The following is a 15,163-nucleotide window of genomic DNA, read 5'->3' as shown; positions in this document are numbered from 1 at the left end:
GAAGCTGCGCGAATGTCACGGCATTGCGTTGGCGAAGGAAACCGTACGGCGCTGGATGCGCGATGCGGGCCTCTGGAACATTTCTAAAAAGCTGAAACCCCGACATTTCAATCTGGCCGTGACACGCAGTCTTCTTATTACGGCGAAGGCTCCGCGGCAACATCACGGTGACGTGGGCACCGACGGCGATCAAGCCACGCTGATCGGAAATCGCTCAGGTAGTTGCGCGCGGCTTATCAGCTTGTGCTAGGGCGAGGCACAGACTATCAGAGGACGAATACGAAGGTACGAAGGTCGTGATGAGTTCTGAGTTCAGATGTCAGAGCGCTCAAACGATCCGCGTCCGGCATGAAGGCGTTGCGTACGATCGCTGCCACCAGCAAAACGAACCGCGACACAAAGGTTGAACTCCGTGACGCAAAAGGAAAACGGCACTCCGTCGTGATGAAGGTCGTGAACAGCAAGGGATAAGCTTGAACATCGCATTCCCAGCTGTCCTGCTGTTTGCCTTCCCCCGGCATTGTTTTCTATCACTTCTATCAGGACCGCGAGGTACGCGAGGCTGACTTCACGCCGTTTATAGGTATGGGTATCCGGGGGGGACCGGGCGTATGGCGCGGCCCGCTCAAGGGCGCGGACAAGGAACTGCTTCTTGCGTCGGCTGATAGCGCATTCTGGAGGGTTTAAGCCGTGCCCACTTTCGCTTCGAATGACATCGCTCGCGCAGTTGAAAGCCTGTCGTCCGCCGCAACTGATGCGGCTGACCTTCCGGAGCTGCGCAGACAACAAAAATCCAGGATAAAGCACCCAAAAGTTTTGGGTCACCGGTACATGGTATGAGACATCCGATTTGTTAAACGTCCGGCGAAAACTTCCAGACGACAGCAACGCGGGGGGCGAGAGAACTGGTTACGCCGAAACGAGCGGCTGAGACCCGGCCGCACTTCACTCACGTCGACGCATCGAACGGGGAAGAGTCGAACGCGCGAAATCCGGACAGGCCTCGCAGCATCAAGCCTAAGGAAGCACCGCCGAACGACCGGTCCGCTAGACCTAAAATTCAGGTCCAGCGGAGAGTCCGGGCGGAATGGTCAGTGCTGCCTGGCCCTGTGAATCGGTGGACGCTTAGGGCGAGTACGCAGCGATTCGGCAAACGATTCGGCGCGTGCCGAAAGCGGCGACCAAGTGCTAGCGACACAACGTGAGTGCGTCGGCTTACTGCTCGTCCCAGCGCGCGACGGTCTGTTCCTGCACGCCGAGTCCTTCTACGGATAACTTCATCACGTCGCCCGGCTTCAGGTATTGCTCGGGCTTCATGCCGAGGCCGACGCCCGGCGGCGTGCCCGTCGTGATGACATCGCCCGCTTCGAGCACGACGAACTGGCTGATGTACGAGACGAGCTTGCTGATCGGAAAGATCATGTCGGACGTCGATGAATTCTGGATGCGCTTGCCGTTCAGTTCGAGCCACAACGGCAGGTTCTGCACGTCGCCGAGTTCATCGGGCGTGACGAGCCACGGACCGAGCGGACCGAAGGTCGGCGCCATTTTGCCCTTCACCCATTGACCGCCGTGTTCGAGCTGGAACGCGCGCTCGGACACGTCGTTGCACACGCAATATCCCGCGACATGGTCGAGCGCGTTCTCTTCGCTCACGTAATGTGCGCGCTTGCCGATGACGAGCGCGATTTCCACTTCCCAGTCCGCCTTGGTCGAATTGCGCGGCAACAACACGCGATCGTTGGGCCCGCTGATGCACGACGGCGCCTTGTTGAAGAGAATCGGCTCTTCGGGGATCGGCGCGTTCGTTTCGATCGCATGTTGAACGTAGTTTAGCCCCACCGCGATAAAGTTGCCCGGCCGCGCGATGCACGCGCCGATGCGCGGACTGCCTTCGACCACCGGCAACGTCGCGATGTCGAGTCCCTGAAGGCGCTGCATGCCGCCTTTGGCGAAGAACGCGGGATCGAAGTCGTCAGTGATCGCGAAGGCATCGCGGATGCGGCCTTCATCGTCGAGAATGCCGGGCTTTTCCTGACCGGGATTGCCGTAGCGCAGAAGTTTCATGACGTGATTTCCTTTGGGTTGACGATTCAGGCGGCGTGAAAGAATTCGAGAATCGCGTCGATCTGGCCGCTGTGCATGTCGATGCCGGTCACGACGGGACAGCCGCATTCGATCGCCTTCGCGATGAGTGCCGTCGGCTCGCCGGGCGGCCTCAGCACCACGTCCCCGACGAGTTGATCGCTTCTGAACCGCGCGAACGGCGCTGGCATTCCGTCATTCGCTTTCATGCCGACAACTGATGCGTTCACGATAATGTCGACGTCGTGTGCGTCGGATTCGCCCGCGACGATTTCGCAGCCATCGCACGACGCCGACAGTTGCGCGGCCAGCGCGCTCGCCTTCGCGCGATCGATATCGCATAGCGTGATGTGCGCGACGCCGGCATCCGCGAGCGATACCGCGATGGCCGCGCCCGCGCCGCCGCATCCGAGCACGAGCGCGCGCTTCGCCTTCACGTCGTGGCCTTTCGCGAGCAGGCCGCGCACGAAGCCTTCGCCGTCGAACATATCGGCGTGCCAGCGGCCTTCGTCATCGCGACGCAGCGCGTTCACCGCGCCGATGCGCCCACCGCGCGAATGCACTTCATCGGCGATGGCGAGCGCATGCGTCTTGAACGGCGAGGTCACGAGCAAGCCGTCGAGATTCTTCAGACGCAGCAGCGCCGGCAGAACCGCGCCGACTTCGCTCGCAGCGATATGCATCGGCACGAGCACGGCATCGATGCCCGCTTCGGCGAACTTGCGCGTATAGACTTCGGGCGAACGCACCTGCGCAACCGGATCGCCGACGATGCCGTACAGACGCGTGCGCCCCGTGATCGATGCGGCGCTCATGCGCGGCTCCGATACCACTCGGCCACGCGCGGCGAGCGATGCCGCCGCTCGCGCGCCACCGTTTCCTGCTTGATGCCCATGAGACCGTCCGCGAAAATGCGCGCGTCCATCTCGTGCACATCGGTGGCGATGGCGGGACGGAAATCCATATGCGCGAAGACATCGCGTTCGATATCGATGCAGGGCGCGACTTCGATCAACTCAAGCCCTTTGTCGCCGACACGAAACACCGCGCGCTCTGTGATGAACAACGCGGAATTGCCGCGCTCGTGCGCGAGCGGCGCGCTATAGCAGATCTGTTCGAGCGAACGCACGAACTTGCGATGCCTGCCTTCCTGCACGATGCGCGTCCTGCCCTCTTCCCATTGCACATCGAGCCCGCCCGCGGTGAGCGTGCCGCTGAAGATCACGCGCTTTGCGTTCTGGCTGATGTTGATGAACCCGCCCACGCCGACGATCTTGTCGCCGAACCGGCTGATGTTCACGTTGCCGTGCGCGTCGACTTCGGCGAACGAGAGGAACGCGAGATCGAGGCCGCCGCCGTCGTAGAAATCGAATTGCGACGGCTGCTCGATCATCGCGGCGAAGTTCTGTGCGCCGCCCGAATCGCGGCCCGTGATGGGCGCACCGCCGATCAAGCCTTGCTCGTTCGTGAGAATCACGGAGTCGAGCAAGTCCTCTTCCGCGGCGACGGTCGAAAGTCCCGTCGAAATGCCCGCGCCGAGATTGCACACGGCGTGCGGATACAGTTCCATCGCCGCGCGCCGCACGATCACCTTGCGCGGGCCGAACGGCAGCGGACGAATCTCCGAGAGCGGCACGCGCAATTCGCCCGCATAGCTCGGGTCGTAATCGGTCGCGTAAGTCTGACGCTGCTCCGGCTCCACGACCACGAAGTCCACGAGAATGCCGGGAATCTTCACCTGCTTGGGCGGCAGCGTGCCGCGCCGCGCCATGCGCTTCACCTGCACGACGACGATGCCGCCCGCGCGCCGCGTCGCCTGCGCCATCGCGAGCATTTCGCCGAGCACGGCTTCCTGTTCCATCGTGACGTTGCCGTCTTCGTCGACGGTGGTGCCGCGCAAGAATGCGATGTCGATCGGAAACGGCTTGAAGCGCAGCCATTCCTCGCCGTCGATATGCATCAGTTCGACGAGCATCTCTTCCGTCGACGGACTCTGACGCGCGCCCTGCTGACGCGGATCGACAAAGGTTCCAAGACCGGTCTTCGTGATGAGGCCGGGACGCCCGCCCGCCATCTCGCGCATCAGTTGCGACAGCACGCCTTGCGGCAGCGTGTAGGCCTCGATGCTGTCGTTGGCGGCCATCGTGACGAGGCCGGGCGAATCGACGAGCGCACTCGTGATCGCGCGCTTCAGCAGACCTTCGTGCGCGAGATGGCTCGCGCCAAGCGCGGCGCGATCGCCGATGCCGACCACGCTGATCGACGTGATGCCGCGCGGTTGCTCGTCAGCGAGAAAGCGCCGTTCCACCGCCGCGAGCAGGGCTTCGGGCACCGCATGCCCGCCGCCCGATCCGCTGATCAGGATGGAGTCGCCCGAACGCACCAGTGCGGCTGCGTCGTCGCTGGAAATTCGTTCCATGGATTGCCTCGTCTCGGGTTGTACTTTGCTGGCCATCCGCTGGCCGACCATCTCAATGTAACCGGTCTCATTTTGCCTATCAAGCTGCATCGGCGTGTTTCAGGGAATACCATTAGTACATCGAAATTCGTTCTTTCGTTCAAGTACGAAACGCTTTAGGAGCGCGCTATGTAACCGGTAACATGAGCGCCGCGGGAAGCGTTCCGCGAAGGCGCATTGCTATAATCGGCCCACTCCGCACGAACCCCGATCATGGCCAAGAGCAAGAAGACGACGACCGAAGACGCCGACGCCGGCAAGAAGCCGCGCTCGTCCGGCGTGACCTTGCGCGATGTCGCGCGCTTCGCGGGCGTTTCATCGGCTACGGTGTCGCGGGTCATGAACAACCCGGAGGTCGTGTCCGACGAATTGCGCTCGCGCATCATGGTCGCGATCGAGCATCTCGGCTGGGTGCCGCACGCCGCCGCGCGCGCGCTCGCCACGCAACGCACCGGCACGATCGGCGCGGTGTTTCCCACGCTCGCGAACGAGCACTTCGCCACCGCCATCCAGACCTTGCAGGAAGCGTTCGAGCAGGTCGGATACACGTTGCTGCTCGGATGTTCGCAATACGATCCCGAACGCGAGCATCGGCAGGTTCGCACGATGCTCGAACGCGGCGTCGATGCCGTGGTGCTCGTCGGCGAAGCGCATCATCCGGACCTTTACACGCTGCTCGCGCAACGGCAGGTGCCGTTCGTGAACACCTTCGCGTATCGCGAGGGCGCGCAATCCTTGTGCGTCGGCATCGACAATCATCAGGCGTTCTTCGACTTCACGACTTATCTCATCGGACTCGGACATCGCCGCTTCGCGATGCTGTCGCAAACCGCAGACTCGAACGACCGTGCCCGCGCGCGCCGCGAAGGCGTGCGCGATGCGCTCGCCGAACACGGCCTCGGCATTTCGGCGGCGCATATGGTCGAAGGCTTCTGGGGCGCGCGCGTCGGACGTCAACTCTTCTCGCAAGTGATGGACACGCCGCAACCGCCGACGGTCGTCATCTGCGGCAACGGCTCGTTCGCGATGGGCGCGATGCTCGAAGCCATGCAGAAGGGTTACGACATTCCGAATCAATTCAGTCTCGTCGGCTTCGACGACTTCGAACTGATGGCCGAACTGCCGATTCCGATCACCACGGTGCGCGTGCCGAGCGCACAGATCGGCGCGGAAGCCGCCAGGATGATCCTCGCCGAACTCGCGCGAAAGGGCAGCGCGCGCAGCGTGAAATGCGAGGCGGAGATCATCGTGCGCGCGTCTTCGGGGCCGCCGCCGAAAGCGCGACGCGTGCGCGCCTAGCTCACTTCCCTGCCCTGCGCGGCCGCCCGGACCGCGTACCACTCTTCGCGCGTCAATTCGATATCGAGCGCATTCACCGCGTCGCGCATTCCGTCGATGCGCTGCGTGCCCGCAATCGCGATCGGACGTGACGGCAGCCTGAAAATCCACGCATAGGCGATCGACACCCAACTCGTCACGCCGCGTTCACGCTGTATTGCTTGCAGCGTCTCACGCACGCGCGCCGCGACGGGATCGCGCTCATCGAACAATCTGCCGCCACCGAGCGGCGACCAGATCATCGGCGTGACGCGCGCCGTTTGCAGCGCGCTCAACGTGCCGTCTTCGAGCGGCGTCGGCATGAACGGCGACAACTCGATCTGATTCGTCGCGAGCGGCATGCGCGCGTGGAGCGCGTCGAAATCGCGCGCCGTGAAATTCGATACGCCGAACGCGCCGATCTTGCCTTCGCGAAGAAGGCGTTCGATCTCCAGCGCGAGTTCGTCCGCGTCCATCAGCGGATCGGGCCGATGCAGCAGAAACAGTTCGATGCGTTCGCTTCGCAACGCGCGCAGCGACCGCTCGACGCTCTCGCGCAGATGCGCCGCGCTGCTGTCGTAATGCTTCACGCGATGCGTAGGCCGCGCCGCCGACACCAGCTTGATACCCGCTTTGGTAATCAACTGGATGCGCGAGCGCAGACCGGGACGCAACGCCAGCGCATCGCCGAAAAAGGATTCGGCTTCGTATCCGCCGTAGATATCGGCGTGATCGAAACTGGTCACGCCGAGCGCGACGCATTCCTCGATGAACGCCGCGAGCGTTTCGCGCGTCATGTTCCAGCGCATCACGCGCCACATGCCGGCCACGACGTGCGACAGCCCGATACCCGGCGAGAGCGCTGCGATTTGACATTTGTCCGTCATATTTGCAACCGGTTACATTGTGGTTCGTTGGGATTTTTACGGATGTTATTGCTTTGAGTGACGACCATAATGATACCGGTTACATTGTTGGTCAAGTTGGCTCTGTTCCGGCTGCTCAAGGAGACGTTCGCATGCAAAGAGACATTTCGATGCCCCGCGAAAGCTCGCGACGCTGGTATCGCGACATCACCTGGACGCAGTGGCGCGTGCTGATCGCGGCATGGGGCGTCTGGGTCAACGACGCGCTCGACTTTCTCGCGATCACATTCGTACTGCGCGATATCGCCACCGCATTTCACGTCTCGCTCGATACCGCCTCGCTGCTGCTGCTCGCGACCTACGGCGTGCGCTGGATCGGCGGCTTGCTGTTCGGCGGTCTCTCCGATCGTATCGGGCGCAAGATTCCGCTGCTCATCACGCTGACGTGGTTCACGCTCGGCGCGGTCGCGACGGGCTTGTCATGGAACTTCATCGCGCTGGCGGTGTTTCGTCTGCTGCTCGGTTTCGGCATGGCGCCGGGCTTTTCGCTCGGCGCGGCGATGGTCGCCGAATCGTGGCCGGAAAAGCATCGGGCGATCGGCATCGGCATTCTCGATACGGGCTGGGGCGTCGGCGCGATCGGCGCGGCGCTCGCGTACGAGTTCATCTATCCACACTTCGGCTGGCGCGGCATGTTCTTCATCGGCTTGCCGCCGTCGGTCCTGCTCGCGCTCTTCATCATCTTCTGCGTACCGGAATCGCAGGCGTGGCAGAAGTCGCGGCCCGCACGAGCCGTGAGGTGGCGCAGCAATCCCGTCGTCGATCTGTTTTCGAAGTATCCGAAGCGCGTCTCGTATCTCGCGCTGCTGATCTTCGTGTTGTGCTTCGGTTCGTGGCCGTTTCAGGCATTGCTGCCGACGTATCTGCGCGCAGCCGAACTCGCGCCGTCCGCCGTGAGCCAGATCACGATGGCATCCGCCGTCGGGCAAATCCTCGGCTTCATTGCATCGGGCTTCATTGCCGAACGGCTCGGGCGACGCAACGCCATTTCGCTGATGATCGCGATCGGCGCACTCTTCGTCGCGGGCGTGATTCTCTCGGTCGGCAACATCGCCCTCGCTGCCGCGTGCTCGTTCGCGAGCGGCTTCTTTCTGATCGGCTCGTCGGGCATCTGGGGAACCATCCTCACCGAGAACCTGCCGCGCGACGTGCGCGCATCGGGCGTCGGCTTCCTCTACAACTTCGGCGTGATCGGCGGCGGCATTGCGCCGTTCATCGTGCTCTCGACGATGCATCGCTTCGATTTCCCGATGCCCTATGCGATCATCGGATTCACGCTCGCGGCGGCGGTCGCGGGCATGATCGTCATTCGATTCGTGCGCGAAACCAAGGGACTTTCGCTCGACGAAGTGGACCGCGAAGGCGGCCACTAAGGTCACACGCGATGCAATTGCAAGCCGCCGCCGACATCGATATGAACCCCGGTCGTGAAGGGCATGCCGCCCGTCGCGATCGTGGCGGCCACGCGCCCGATATCGTCGGCGTGGCCCCAGCGTTCCATCGGAATGCCGCCGCTCTTGATGAAAGGTTCGTAGCGCTCGAAGGCCGGCGCGGTCATATCGGTCTCGATGATGCCCGGACGCACTTCGAACGCCGCGATGCCCGCGCTCGCGAGGCGGCTCGCGAAGAGCTTGTTCATCATCGCGAGCGCGGACTTCGTCATGCAGTAGTCCGCGCGATTCTCGCCGACGATCGACGCATTCGCCGAACCGATCGTGATGATGGTCCGGGTGAATCCGGTCGTCGGCGTGACGAGCATGCGCCTCGCGACGGCTTGCGTGAGAAAGAACGTTCCGCGCAGATTGACGGCGACGGAACGATCGAAGCTCTCGGGCGTGAGGTCGAGAAGATCGCCGCGCACCATCGATGTGACGCCGGCGTTGTTGACGAGACATGTGATCGGACCGAGCGAAGCTTCGACGCGCGCGACGAGTCCCTCGTGCTCATCGATGCGCGCGATATCGCTGCTGAAGTATTCCGCCCTTGCGCCACGCCGCGTGAAGGCGGACAAGTCCGGCGCTTCGGTCTCCAGGCTGACGAGCGCGAGGTCGAAGCCGTGCAGTGCGAGACTGCCGGCAATGGCATGACCGATGCCGCGCGCGGCGCCGGTTATCAAGGCGACGCCCCGCGTCCGATGTTCCATGTGCAGACTCTCCGATGCGATCACGCCACTCTTGCCGCTCTCCGGTCGGGCAGCGTGGTGCCGCCCGATCGCAATGGCCATAACCCGGCGAGCTCGGCTGCGGTGCTTTGCAGCCTCGGCGCGATGGCTTCGATTTGCGCGGCCGTCATGCGCACGCTCGGACCTGCGACGCTGACCGTGCCCAGCGCCGGACCCACACCGTTCACGCGGACAGGAACCGCCAATGCCGAAACGCCGGGCTCGGCCTCGCTGACCGCAATCGCGTAACCGCGCTGCTCCGTGAGCGTGAGCTCCTTCAAGAGATCGTCGATGGATCTGACGACATTCGGGCCCTGCCGGTCGGCATCGCCGAAGCCCATGTCGGTGACGATCTGGATCGCCCGTTCGCGAGGCATGGTGGACAGCCACGCCTTGCCCGTCGCCGTCGAATAGACGGTGACTCTTCCGGTCGCGGAACTCGGCGGCTGATAGATGAGACCGGCCGTCGCGCCCTGCGCCTGTGCGAGCCAGACGAGCGTATCGCCATCGGCGACGGCGAGACGCACGAATTCGCGCGTTTCCTGCGCGAGCCGGTCGAGAATCGGCTGACAGATGTTGGGAATGCCGGTGGCCGTGTAGAACCTCTGTCCCATGACGGCGAGACGCATCGTCAGCCGATAGAAGCTCGTGTCGGGTTCCTTGGCGACCCAGCCGAGATCGACGAGCGTCGAAAGCAGCCGATGCGCGCCGCTCTTCGGCAACGACAGACGCTCCGCGATCTCTCCGAGGGGCAAGGTGTTTGCACCCTCAGCAAGAAGCCCGATGATGTCCAGGCACCGCTCTGCTGGTATGTGCGACATAGTGATTCCGGTGGCCAGGTTGAATTCAGGTCGAGCGCGAAGAAGCGCCGAGCCGGCATATTTCGAGCGCATAAACGGCGGCGTCGGGTCTGGGCCGCAATCCGGCGTCGCGCAGTTGCGGGGCATCGATCCATTCTCGCGCCCGTTCGGCGGCTTCTTCCGTCGATGCTTCGACGAGCACGATCCATGCGGGCACGTCGAATGCGCGGGTGCGCGACTCTTCGGTATCGAGAAAGCTCGCCTGATCCGATGCGAACAGATGGCACGCAAGCACGCCGGTCGACGCCATCGCTTGCGGGAAGGCCACATCGCGCAGATAGGCTTCGGGCGTTGCGTCCGACGACGCGGCCCGATCGATACGGATCGCGAGCACATGGCCGCCCGTGCTCTCGCCCACGCTGAAGACGGGCCGGCACACCGCGCGCGACGTGTTGCGGAAGTACGTGAGCGTTTTCGTCGTCGCGGGCGTCGGCGTGTTCAGGCGCGTCATGTACTCGGGCGAACTCATCACGTCGAGATCGGCGGCTTCGTACATCGTCAGCCATTCGGGCGAATGACCCGCCCGGCGCAACCGGCGGCCGCGTTTGAATCCGGGAATGGCCAGCCGCTCGGGAATATGCTCCTTGTCGTGCCATTCGTAGAACTGCGCGCGCCCCGCTTCGTCGATGTCGTTCCACACCAGAACGATGCCGCTGCCCAAAAGCGCGGTGGAAGCCATGGCGTTGTCCGCATGTTGACCGGTTTGCAGAGTCATCGTCCGAGAAACTCAGGTTCGCGTTTGGCAAAGAACGCAGCGACGCCTTCGTGAAGATCGCGGCTGTCGAAGATCTTTTGCTGAACGACGGTTGAAAGCGACAATGCAGCATCGAGCGGCTGATCCTGCGCGGCATCGACGAGTTGCTTGGCGAACCGGTTCGACAGCGGGCCGCGCGCGCAGATTGCTTTCGCGAGTTCGCGCGCCGCCGGCAACGCGGAACCGTTCTCCGCGATCCGGTTGACGAGACCCCACGCGAGCGCCTGCTCCGCGCCGATCGTCGCGCCGGTGAAAAGCAGTTCCTTCGCGCGCGCGGGACCGACGAGACGCGTGAGCCGCAGCGAGCCATTGCCCGCGAGTCCGCCGAGACGCGACTCGGTGAGGCCAAGCGTCACGCCCGCGCGGCACACGCGAAGATCGCATGCGAGCGCCAGTTCGAGACCTCCGCCGAGCGCGGGGCCATCGATTGCGGCGATCGTCGGCATCGGCAGGCGGGCGAGACGGCGCAGCACCATGTCCTCGAAGAGAATCTTCTTTTCGCTGGCGTCCGCGAAGATGTCCGCGAACTCGTTGATATCGCTGCCCGCGCAGAACGCACGCGCCGCGAGGCCATGCACGATCACACAACGCAGATCGGCCTGCGTCTCGAGTTGGTCGATGGCCTTGTTCAGCGAGCGCAGCAACGCGCGCGTGACGAGATTCAGCGCACCGTTCGACAGACCGATCTCCGCGATTCGGCCATCGATCTGAACGATCACCGCGCCTTCCGATGCGTCGTTCATGCCTGCTCCGCGCTAGCCCGCGGAACCTCGATGCCATGCAGCACGCCCATGCGCGCGAAGTGCGCGTAGATGGTGTCCACGTAGCGGGCGAATTCGGGCGCGTCGCCCAACACGATCGGCCGGGGACGCGGCAGCTCCACGACGATCTCGTCCACGACTTCACCCGGCGTCGGACTCATGACGAAGATTCGGTCCGAAAGGCCGACCGCTTCCTCTACGCTATGCGTGATGAAGAGCACGGTCGGACGACGCCGCATCCATAGCGCTTCGAGATCCATGCGCACCTGAAGGCGCGTGAGCGCATCGAGCGCGCCGAAAGGTTCGTCCATCAGGATCAGCGAGGGATCGTGAACGAGCGTGCGAATCAGCGACACGCGCTGACGCATGCCGCCGGAAAGCTGCCTCGGATACTTGTCGACGGCATGTTGCAGGCGCAACTGCGCGAACAGTTCACGAGCGCGCGCCTCGATTTTTTCGCGCGGCAGGCCGCGAATGTCGGCTTGAAGGAGAACGTTCTCCATCGCCGTTCGAAAGTCGAGCAGCAAGTGATCCTGAAACGCGATGCCGACATCGGTCACGGGCTTGTCCACCGTGCGATCGCCGACGACGATCGTTCCTTCCGACCGCTCCAGCAAGCCCGCGACCATGAGCATGAGCGTGCTCTTGCCGCAGCCCGACGGTCCGACGACGGAAACGAATTCTCCCGCCTCGATGTTGATGCTGAGGGGCTTGAGCGCGCGGAACGGCTTGTCGGTGTCCTCGCCAAAAATCTTGGACACGCCGTCGATGCGAATCGGCACACCGGCCGGCGTCACGTCATTGCTTGCGGTTGTCGGCATGATCGTATCGGTGGTCATGATGTGATCGGGTCAGGCGGATTTCTCGACTGCTTCGAGCGGCACCTTGGAGCACAGAAGCGCCTTGGTGCCTTGCTGGACGACCTGTCCGTCCTGATTCACGATCTTCACGTCGAAGAGCGCGATGGCCTGCGTGGGCTTCGATTTGCTGTCGCGCAGTTCCCTGATCGAATAGTCGACGAACATCGTATCGCCGACGAAAAGCGGCGCGACGAACTTCCAGTCGTTGATGCCGAGAAACGCGATCGCGGTCTCGCGCAACTCGCCGGTACGCGCCCACATCAGTCCGTGGGCGTAGGCGAGCCCCAGCATGCCGTGCGCGACGCGCCGGCCGAACTGGCTGTTCCTTGCGTAGACATCGCTCGTGTGGAGTTCCGAGAAGTCACCCGTCATTCCGGCGAAGCCCACGAGGTCCGCGTCGGTGATCGTGCGGCCGGGACTGCGGAATCGCATGCCTTCGTGGAGATCCGAGTAGCGGTATCCGGTGCGGCACTCATCAGTCATATTCAGGTATCCATAGCAATTGATTTACTTGCAGGCGCGCATCTGATTCGCCGGCGGTAGGAACTCGTCGGTGTAGTACTTCTTCGGGTCTTGCCCGGCGGGAAGCAGCTTCACCTGCGACAGCAGTTCCTGCGTCTTTGCCCACGACGCGTCTTCCGCCTTGCCCACGCTCTTCGCGCCGCCGCTGCAGAACAGCGGCGTGATCGCGGCCAGTTCCGCGGAGGCCAGCTTTTCGTTGACGTTCGGGAATACGGTCTTGAGATCCTTCACCGCCTTCTCGGGATTGTCCATTGCGAAGCTCCAGCCCTTCAGGCTCGCCGCGACGAACTTCTTGACGACATCCGGGTTGCTCTTCAGGTAATCGTTGGTCGCGAAGATCGACGTGCTGACCGTGGGCACGCCGTAGTCCGCGAAGCGGAAGTTCACGAGCTCCGCGCCCTGCGCTTCCAGTTGAAGCTGATACGAATCCATCGAACCGAGGATCGCGTCGACCTGGCCTTGCAGCAGCGCGGGCACCATGCTCGACACCGGCATGTTGATGAGCGTGACATCCGATTCCTTCAGGCCGTTTGCCTGGAGGAACAAGGGCAGCATCGTCGTTTGCGACGAGCCGGAAGGCACGCCGACCTTGCGCCCGGTCAGATCCTTGATGGACTTGATGCCCGACTTCTTCAGCGCCGACACTTCGTTCGGGTTCGACTGATAGACCGTCGCGATCACGCGCATCGGCGCACCCTTCGCGATCAGCTGGCTCACCGCGACGGCATCGGCATACGCGAGCTGCGCGCGGCCGTTCGCGACGAGCTGCGCCGTGTTGCCGGAGCCGTTGCCCTCGGTGAGTTTCACGTCGAGCCCCGCCTGCTTGTAGAAGCCTTGCGCGACCGCCGCCGCGAAACCCGCGTTCGGACCACCGGCCGTCCAGTTCAGTTGAAACGGAACCTCGGTATCGGCGACGGCCTTGCCGCAGACACCCGCCGCGAGAGCGAGAGCCAGCGTGGCCGAAGCGAGTTTGCCGATGGTCGTATGCATGTGGGCGCTCCGTCTGTATTTGGATTAGTTGAATTTCGCGCGTTGCCAGGGCGTCATGGCCCATTCGGCGAACTCGACGACGTAGTTGATCGCAATGCCGATCAGCGTCAGCACCGCGAGGACGGCGAACGTCAGTTCGACGTCCATCGTGCTCGTGCCTTTCAGAAGCACATAGCCCAGACCTTTGTTCGAGCCGACGAATTCGGCGACGATCGCCGCCGTCGAAGCGATCGTCGCGGATGTCTTGATGCCGGAAAAGATGACCGGCAACGCAGCGGGAAGCCGAAGAAAACGGAATGTCTGCCACGACGACGCGCCCATCGATTTCGTCAGATACAAGAGGCGGGTATCGAGAATCTGGAAGCCGCTGATGCTCGCGAGCAAGAGCGGGAAGAACGTCATGAGCACGGTCAGCAGCACCTTCGACTCCATGCCGAAACCGAGCCACACGAGGAAGAGCGGCGCGACCGCGATCTTCGGCACCAGCTGCATGAACATGAGCGGCGGATAGACGATCTGCTTCGCCACACGCGAGAGCGCAATGGCGAGACCGAGCGGAATCGCGGTCACGACGGTCAGGCCGAAGCCGAGCAGAATCTCGGCGAGCGTGATCAGCGAGTTGGACCAGATATCGCGCCAGTCGGTGACGATGCGTCCGAATACGCCGCCCGGACTCGGCACGAGATAGGGCGGAATCTTGAAGAGGGGAATCGCCACCGCCCACAGGACGATGAGCGCGACGAAAGTCGAGGGCGGGAGACATAGCCAGCCGATGCGCCGCGCGCGCCTGAGAGCGAGGGAAGGCGGATTGACAGTCGTGCCGTGCGCCGATGCGTGAGCCATAAGGACGTTCCGTGGATCGAGAACTACGGTTGGTCTGCCCGGGGCGGCGTACCGTAGGAAGATTCCGCGCCGTCCATAGATTGAATGTCGTTCAATCTTGACGATGAGGCCATTGGGACAAACCCAAGGAACTGAGATGATCGACTTAGGTAACGGCAACACGCCTGACACGAAAAGTCGATCCGCCGCTCAGCTTGGGCGATGCCGCGGCCCACGTTGCTTGTTGAAATTTCTTGGATTGCCGTTGATCGCGGGGTGCCGGTCAATATCCGCCCGCCCCCGATCGGCGTACCTCAAACCGCGCGGCCCGCCCGACCTAGCCGGATGCGAGAGGTTCACGTCCGGTTCTGTGAGAGCGTGCGGTCGCGATTCCCGTACGCTACTCGACTACTGGGTCAGTACGGAGAATTCTCGACGCCCTGGTGATGGGAGAGATAAGCCGGACCGGGACCGGGACCGGGACCGGGACCGGGGGTCTGGGCCCGCCCGCGCCGTGGCTCAAGGGGCCGACTAGCGAAGTTGTTCGACCGATGCCGCCCGCGCGATCAAGAAGGTCATACCGATGCGAGGAATTGAGCGCGACTCGACACGACATGATGACCGTCCTCGCAGCTCATTAAGTTATC

Annotated in this window: 14 protein-coding genes and 1 pseudogene; 3 read left to right on the top strand and 12 right to left on the bottom strand. The window is 63.1% G+C overall.

The genetic code is table 11. The annotated features are described in order from the left end of the window. A pseudogene (locus AWB76_RS41925) lies at window positions 1–250 on the top strand (hypothetical protein); the annotation flags it as partial. A gap of 965 nt (window positions 251–1,215) precedes the next feature. Here the strand turns inward: AWB76_RS41925 and AWB76_RS36655 are convergent. Genes AWB76_RS36655 through AWB76_RS36645 form a run of 3 tightly spaced genes read right to left on the bottom strand, consistent with a single transcriptional unit; the run spans window position 1,216 to window position 4,504 of the window. Continuing rightward, window positions 1,216–2,067, bottom strand: a complete 852-nt coding sequence (locus AWB76_RS36655) for a fumarylacetoacetate hydrolase family protein (RefSeq protein ID WP_061164971.1) — start codon at window positions 2,065–2,067, stop codon at window positions 1,216–1,218. A gap of 26 nt (window positions 2,068–2,093) precedes the next feature. Continuing rightward, on the bottom strand, window positions 2,094–2,900 hold the full coding sequence (locus AWB76_RS36650) for a shikimate dehydrogenase family protein (RefSeq protein ID WP_061164976.1): 807 nt from the start codon (window positions 2,898–2,900) through the stop codon (window positions 2,094–2,096). After that, window positions 2,897–4,504 (bottom strand): acyl CoA:acetate/3-ketoacid CoA transferase, encoded by a 1,608-nt coding sequence (locus tag AWB76_RS36645; RefSeq protein WP_061164970.1) that lies wholly within the window; start codon window positions 4,502–4,504, stop codon window positions 2,897–2,899. Before AWB76_RS36645 ends, AWB76_RS36650 begins: the two co-directional genes overlap by 4 nt. 252 nt (window positions 4,505–4,756) lie before the next feature. On the opposite strand from AWB76_RS36645, the gene AWB76_RS36640 reads away from it, so the two are divergent. After that, window positions 4,757–5,842: a LacI family DNA-binding transcriptional regulator gene (locus AWB76_RS36640; protein WP_061164969.1), complete on the top strand. Its 1,086-nt coding sequence runs from the start codon at window positions 4,757–4,759 to the stop codon at window positions 5,840–5,842. Here the strand turns inward: AWB76_RS36640 and AWB76_RS36635 are convergent. After that, window positions 5,839–6,747 carry an aldo/keto reductase gene (locus AWB76_RS36635; RefSeq protein ID WP_061164968.1) on the bottom strand — a complete coding sequence of 303 codons (909 nt, stop codon included), beginning with the start codon at window positions 6,745–6,747 and terminating at the stop codon, window positions 5,839–5,841. The two genes, AWB76_RS36640 and AWB76_RS36635, sit on opposite strands and share 4 nt — an antisense overlap. A 131-nt stretch (window positions 6,748–6,878) precedes the next feature. Between AWB76_RS36635 and AWB76_RS36630 the strand changes: the two genes are divergently transcribed. Further along, on the top strand, window positions 6,879–8,159 hold the full coding sequence (locus AWB76_RS36630; protein ID WP_061164967.1) for an MFS transporter: 1,281 nt from the start codon (window positions 6,879–6,881) through the stop codon (window positions 8,157–8,159). Window positions 8,160–8,161: 2 nt separating this feature from the next. Here AWB76_RS36630 and AWB76_RS36625 read toward each other — a convergent pair whose 3' ends face one another. From AWB76_RS36625 to AWB76_RS36590, 8 genes are read right to left on the bottom strand one after another with little or no spacing between them, the layout of a single operon-like run. Further along, window positions 8,162–8,929: a 3-ketoacyl-ACP reductase gene (locus AWB76_RS36625; protein ID WP_061164966.1), complete on the bottom strand. Its 768-nt coding sequence runs from the start codon at window positions 8,927–8,929 to the stop codon at window positions 8,162–8,164. A 20-nt stretch (window positions 8,930–8,949) separates the two neighbouring features. After that, window positions 8,950–9,768 (bottom strand): IclR family transcriptional regulator, encoded by an 819-nt coding sequence (locus AWB76_RS36620; protein WP_063936435.1) that lies wholly within the window; start codon window positions 9,766–9,768, stop codon window positions 8,950–8,952. Between the two features lie 25 nt (window positions 9,769–9,793). Continuing rightward, complete coding sequence (locus AWB76_RS36615) at window positions 9,794–10,486, bottom strand: DUF4286 family protein (protein ID WP_063936437.1); 693 nt, start codon at window positions 10,484–10,486, stop codon at window positions 9,794–9,796. 32 nt (window positions 10,487–10,518) lie between these two features. Continuing rightward, window positions 10,519–11,304: an enoyl-CoA hydratase/isomerase family protein gene (locus AWB76_RS36610; protein WP_061164963.1), complete on the bottom strand. Its 786-nt coding sequence runs from the start codon at window positions 11,302–11,304 to the stop codon at window positions 10,519–10,521. Continuing rightward, window positions 11,301–12,161 carry an ABC transporter ATP-binding protein gene (locus AWB76_RS36605; protein WP_244173652.1) on the bottom strand — a complete coding sequence of 287 codons (861 nt, stop codon included), beginning with the start codon at window positions 12,159–12,161 and terminating at the stop codon, window positions 11,301–11,303. The genes AWB76_RS36610 and AWB76_RS36605 overlap by 4 nt, the downstream gene beginning before the upstream one ends. Window positions 12,162–12,173: 12 nt before the next feature. Then, on the bottom strand, window positions 12,174–12,665 hold the full coding sequence (locus tag AWB76_RS36600; protein WP_061164962.1) for a MaoC/PaaZ C-terminal domain-containing protein: 492 nt from the start codon (window positions 12,663–12,665) through the stop codon (window positions 12,174–12,176). A gap of 24 nt (window positions 12,666–12,689) precedes the next feature. Beyond that, a complete protein-coding gene (locus AWB76_RS36595) occupies window positions 12,690–13,694 on the bottom strand; it encodes an ABC transporter substrate-binding protein (RefSeq protein WP_061164961.1) in 1,005 nt (334 codons plus the stop codon). Between the two features lie 24 nt (window positions 13,695–13,718). Further along, window positions 13,719–14,537, bottom strand: a complete 819-nt coding sequence (locus AWB76_RS36590; protein WP_061164960.1) for an ABC transporter permease — start codon at window positions 14,535–14,537, stop codon at window positions 13,719–13,721. Between the last annotated feature and the right edge of the window lie 626 nt (window positions 14,538–15,163).

It is taken from the genome of Caballeronia temeraria (assembly GCF_001544795.2).
In the GTDB taxonomy this organism is placed as follows: Bacteria; Pseudomonadota; Gammaproteobacteria; order Burkholderiales; family Burkholderiaceae; genus Caballeronia; species Caballeronia temeraria.
The sequence above is the reverse complement of the archived record's forward strand: the minus strand, read 5'-3'. Positions and strand labels throughout refer to the sequence as shown.

What these genes read in the sequence shown, in the direction of transcription:
- AWB76_RS36590 (WP_061164960.1), bottom strand. Translation starts at nt 14,537, where the DNA reads ATGGCTCACGCATCGGCGCACGGCACGACTGTCAATCCGCCTTCCCTC.
- AWB76_RS36605 (WP_244173652.1), bottom strand. Translation starts at nt 12,161, where the DNA reads ATGACCACCGATACGATCATGCCGACAACCGCAAGCAATGACGTGACG.
- AWB76_RS36630 (WP_061164967.1), top strand. Translation starts at nt 6,879, where the DNA reads ATGCAAAGAGACATTTCGATGCCCCGCGAAAGCTCGCGACGCTGGTAT.
- AWB76_RS36625 (WP_061164966.1), bottom strand. Translation starts at nt 8,929, where the DNA reads ATGGAACATCGGACGCGGGGCGTCGCCTTGATAACCGGCGCCGCGCGC.
- AWB76_RS36620 (WP_063936435.1), bottom strand. Translation starts at nt 9,768, where the DNA reads ATGTCGCACATACCAGCAGAGCGGTGCCTGGACATCATCGGGCTTCTT.
- AWB76_RS36655 (WP_061164971.1), bottom strand. Translation starts at nt 2,067, where the DNA reads ATGAAACTTCTGCGCTACGGCAATCCCGGTCAGGAAAAGCCCGGCATT.
- AWB76_RS36635 (WP_061164968.1), bottom strand. Translation starts at nt 6,747, where the DNA reads ATGACGGACAAATGTCAAATCGCAGCGCTCTCGCCGGGTATCGGGCTG.
- AWB76_RS36650 (WP_061164976.1), bottom strand. Translation starts at nt 2,900, where the DNA reads ATGAGCGCCGCATCGATCACGGGGCGCACGCGTCTGTACGGCATCGTC.
- AWB76_RS36645 (WP_061164970.1), bottom strand. Translation starts at nt 4,504, where the DNA reads ATGGAACGAATTTCCAGCGACGACGCAGCCGCACTGGTGCGTTCGGGC.
- AWB76_RS36640 (WP_061164969.1), top strand. Translation starts at nt 4,757, where the DNA reads ATGGCCAAGAGCAAGAAGACGACGACCGAAGACGCCGACGCCGGCAAG.
- AWB76_RS36610 (WP_061164963.1), bottom strand. Translation starts at nt 11,304, where the DNA reads ATGAACGACGCATCGGAAGGCGCGGTGATCGTTCAGATCGATGGCCGA.
- AWB76_RS36615 (WP_063936437.1), bottom strand. Translation starts at nt 10,486, where the DNA reads ATGGCTTCCACCGCGCTTTTGGGCAGCGGCATCGTTCTGGTGTGGAAC.
- AWB76_RS36595 (WP_061164961.1), bottom strand. Translation starts at nt 13,694, where the DNA reads ATGCATACGACCATCGGCAAACTCGCTTCGGCCACGCTGGCTCTCGCT.
- AWB76_RS36600 (WP_061164962.1), bottom strand. Translation starts at nt 12,665, where the DNA reads ATGACTGATGAGTGCCGCACCGGATACCGCTACTCGGATCTCCACGAA.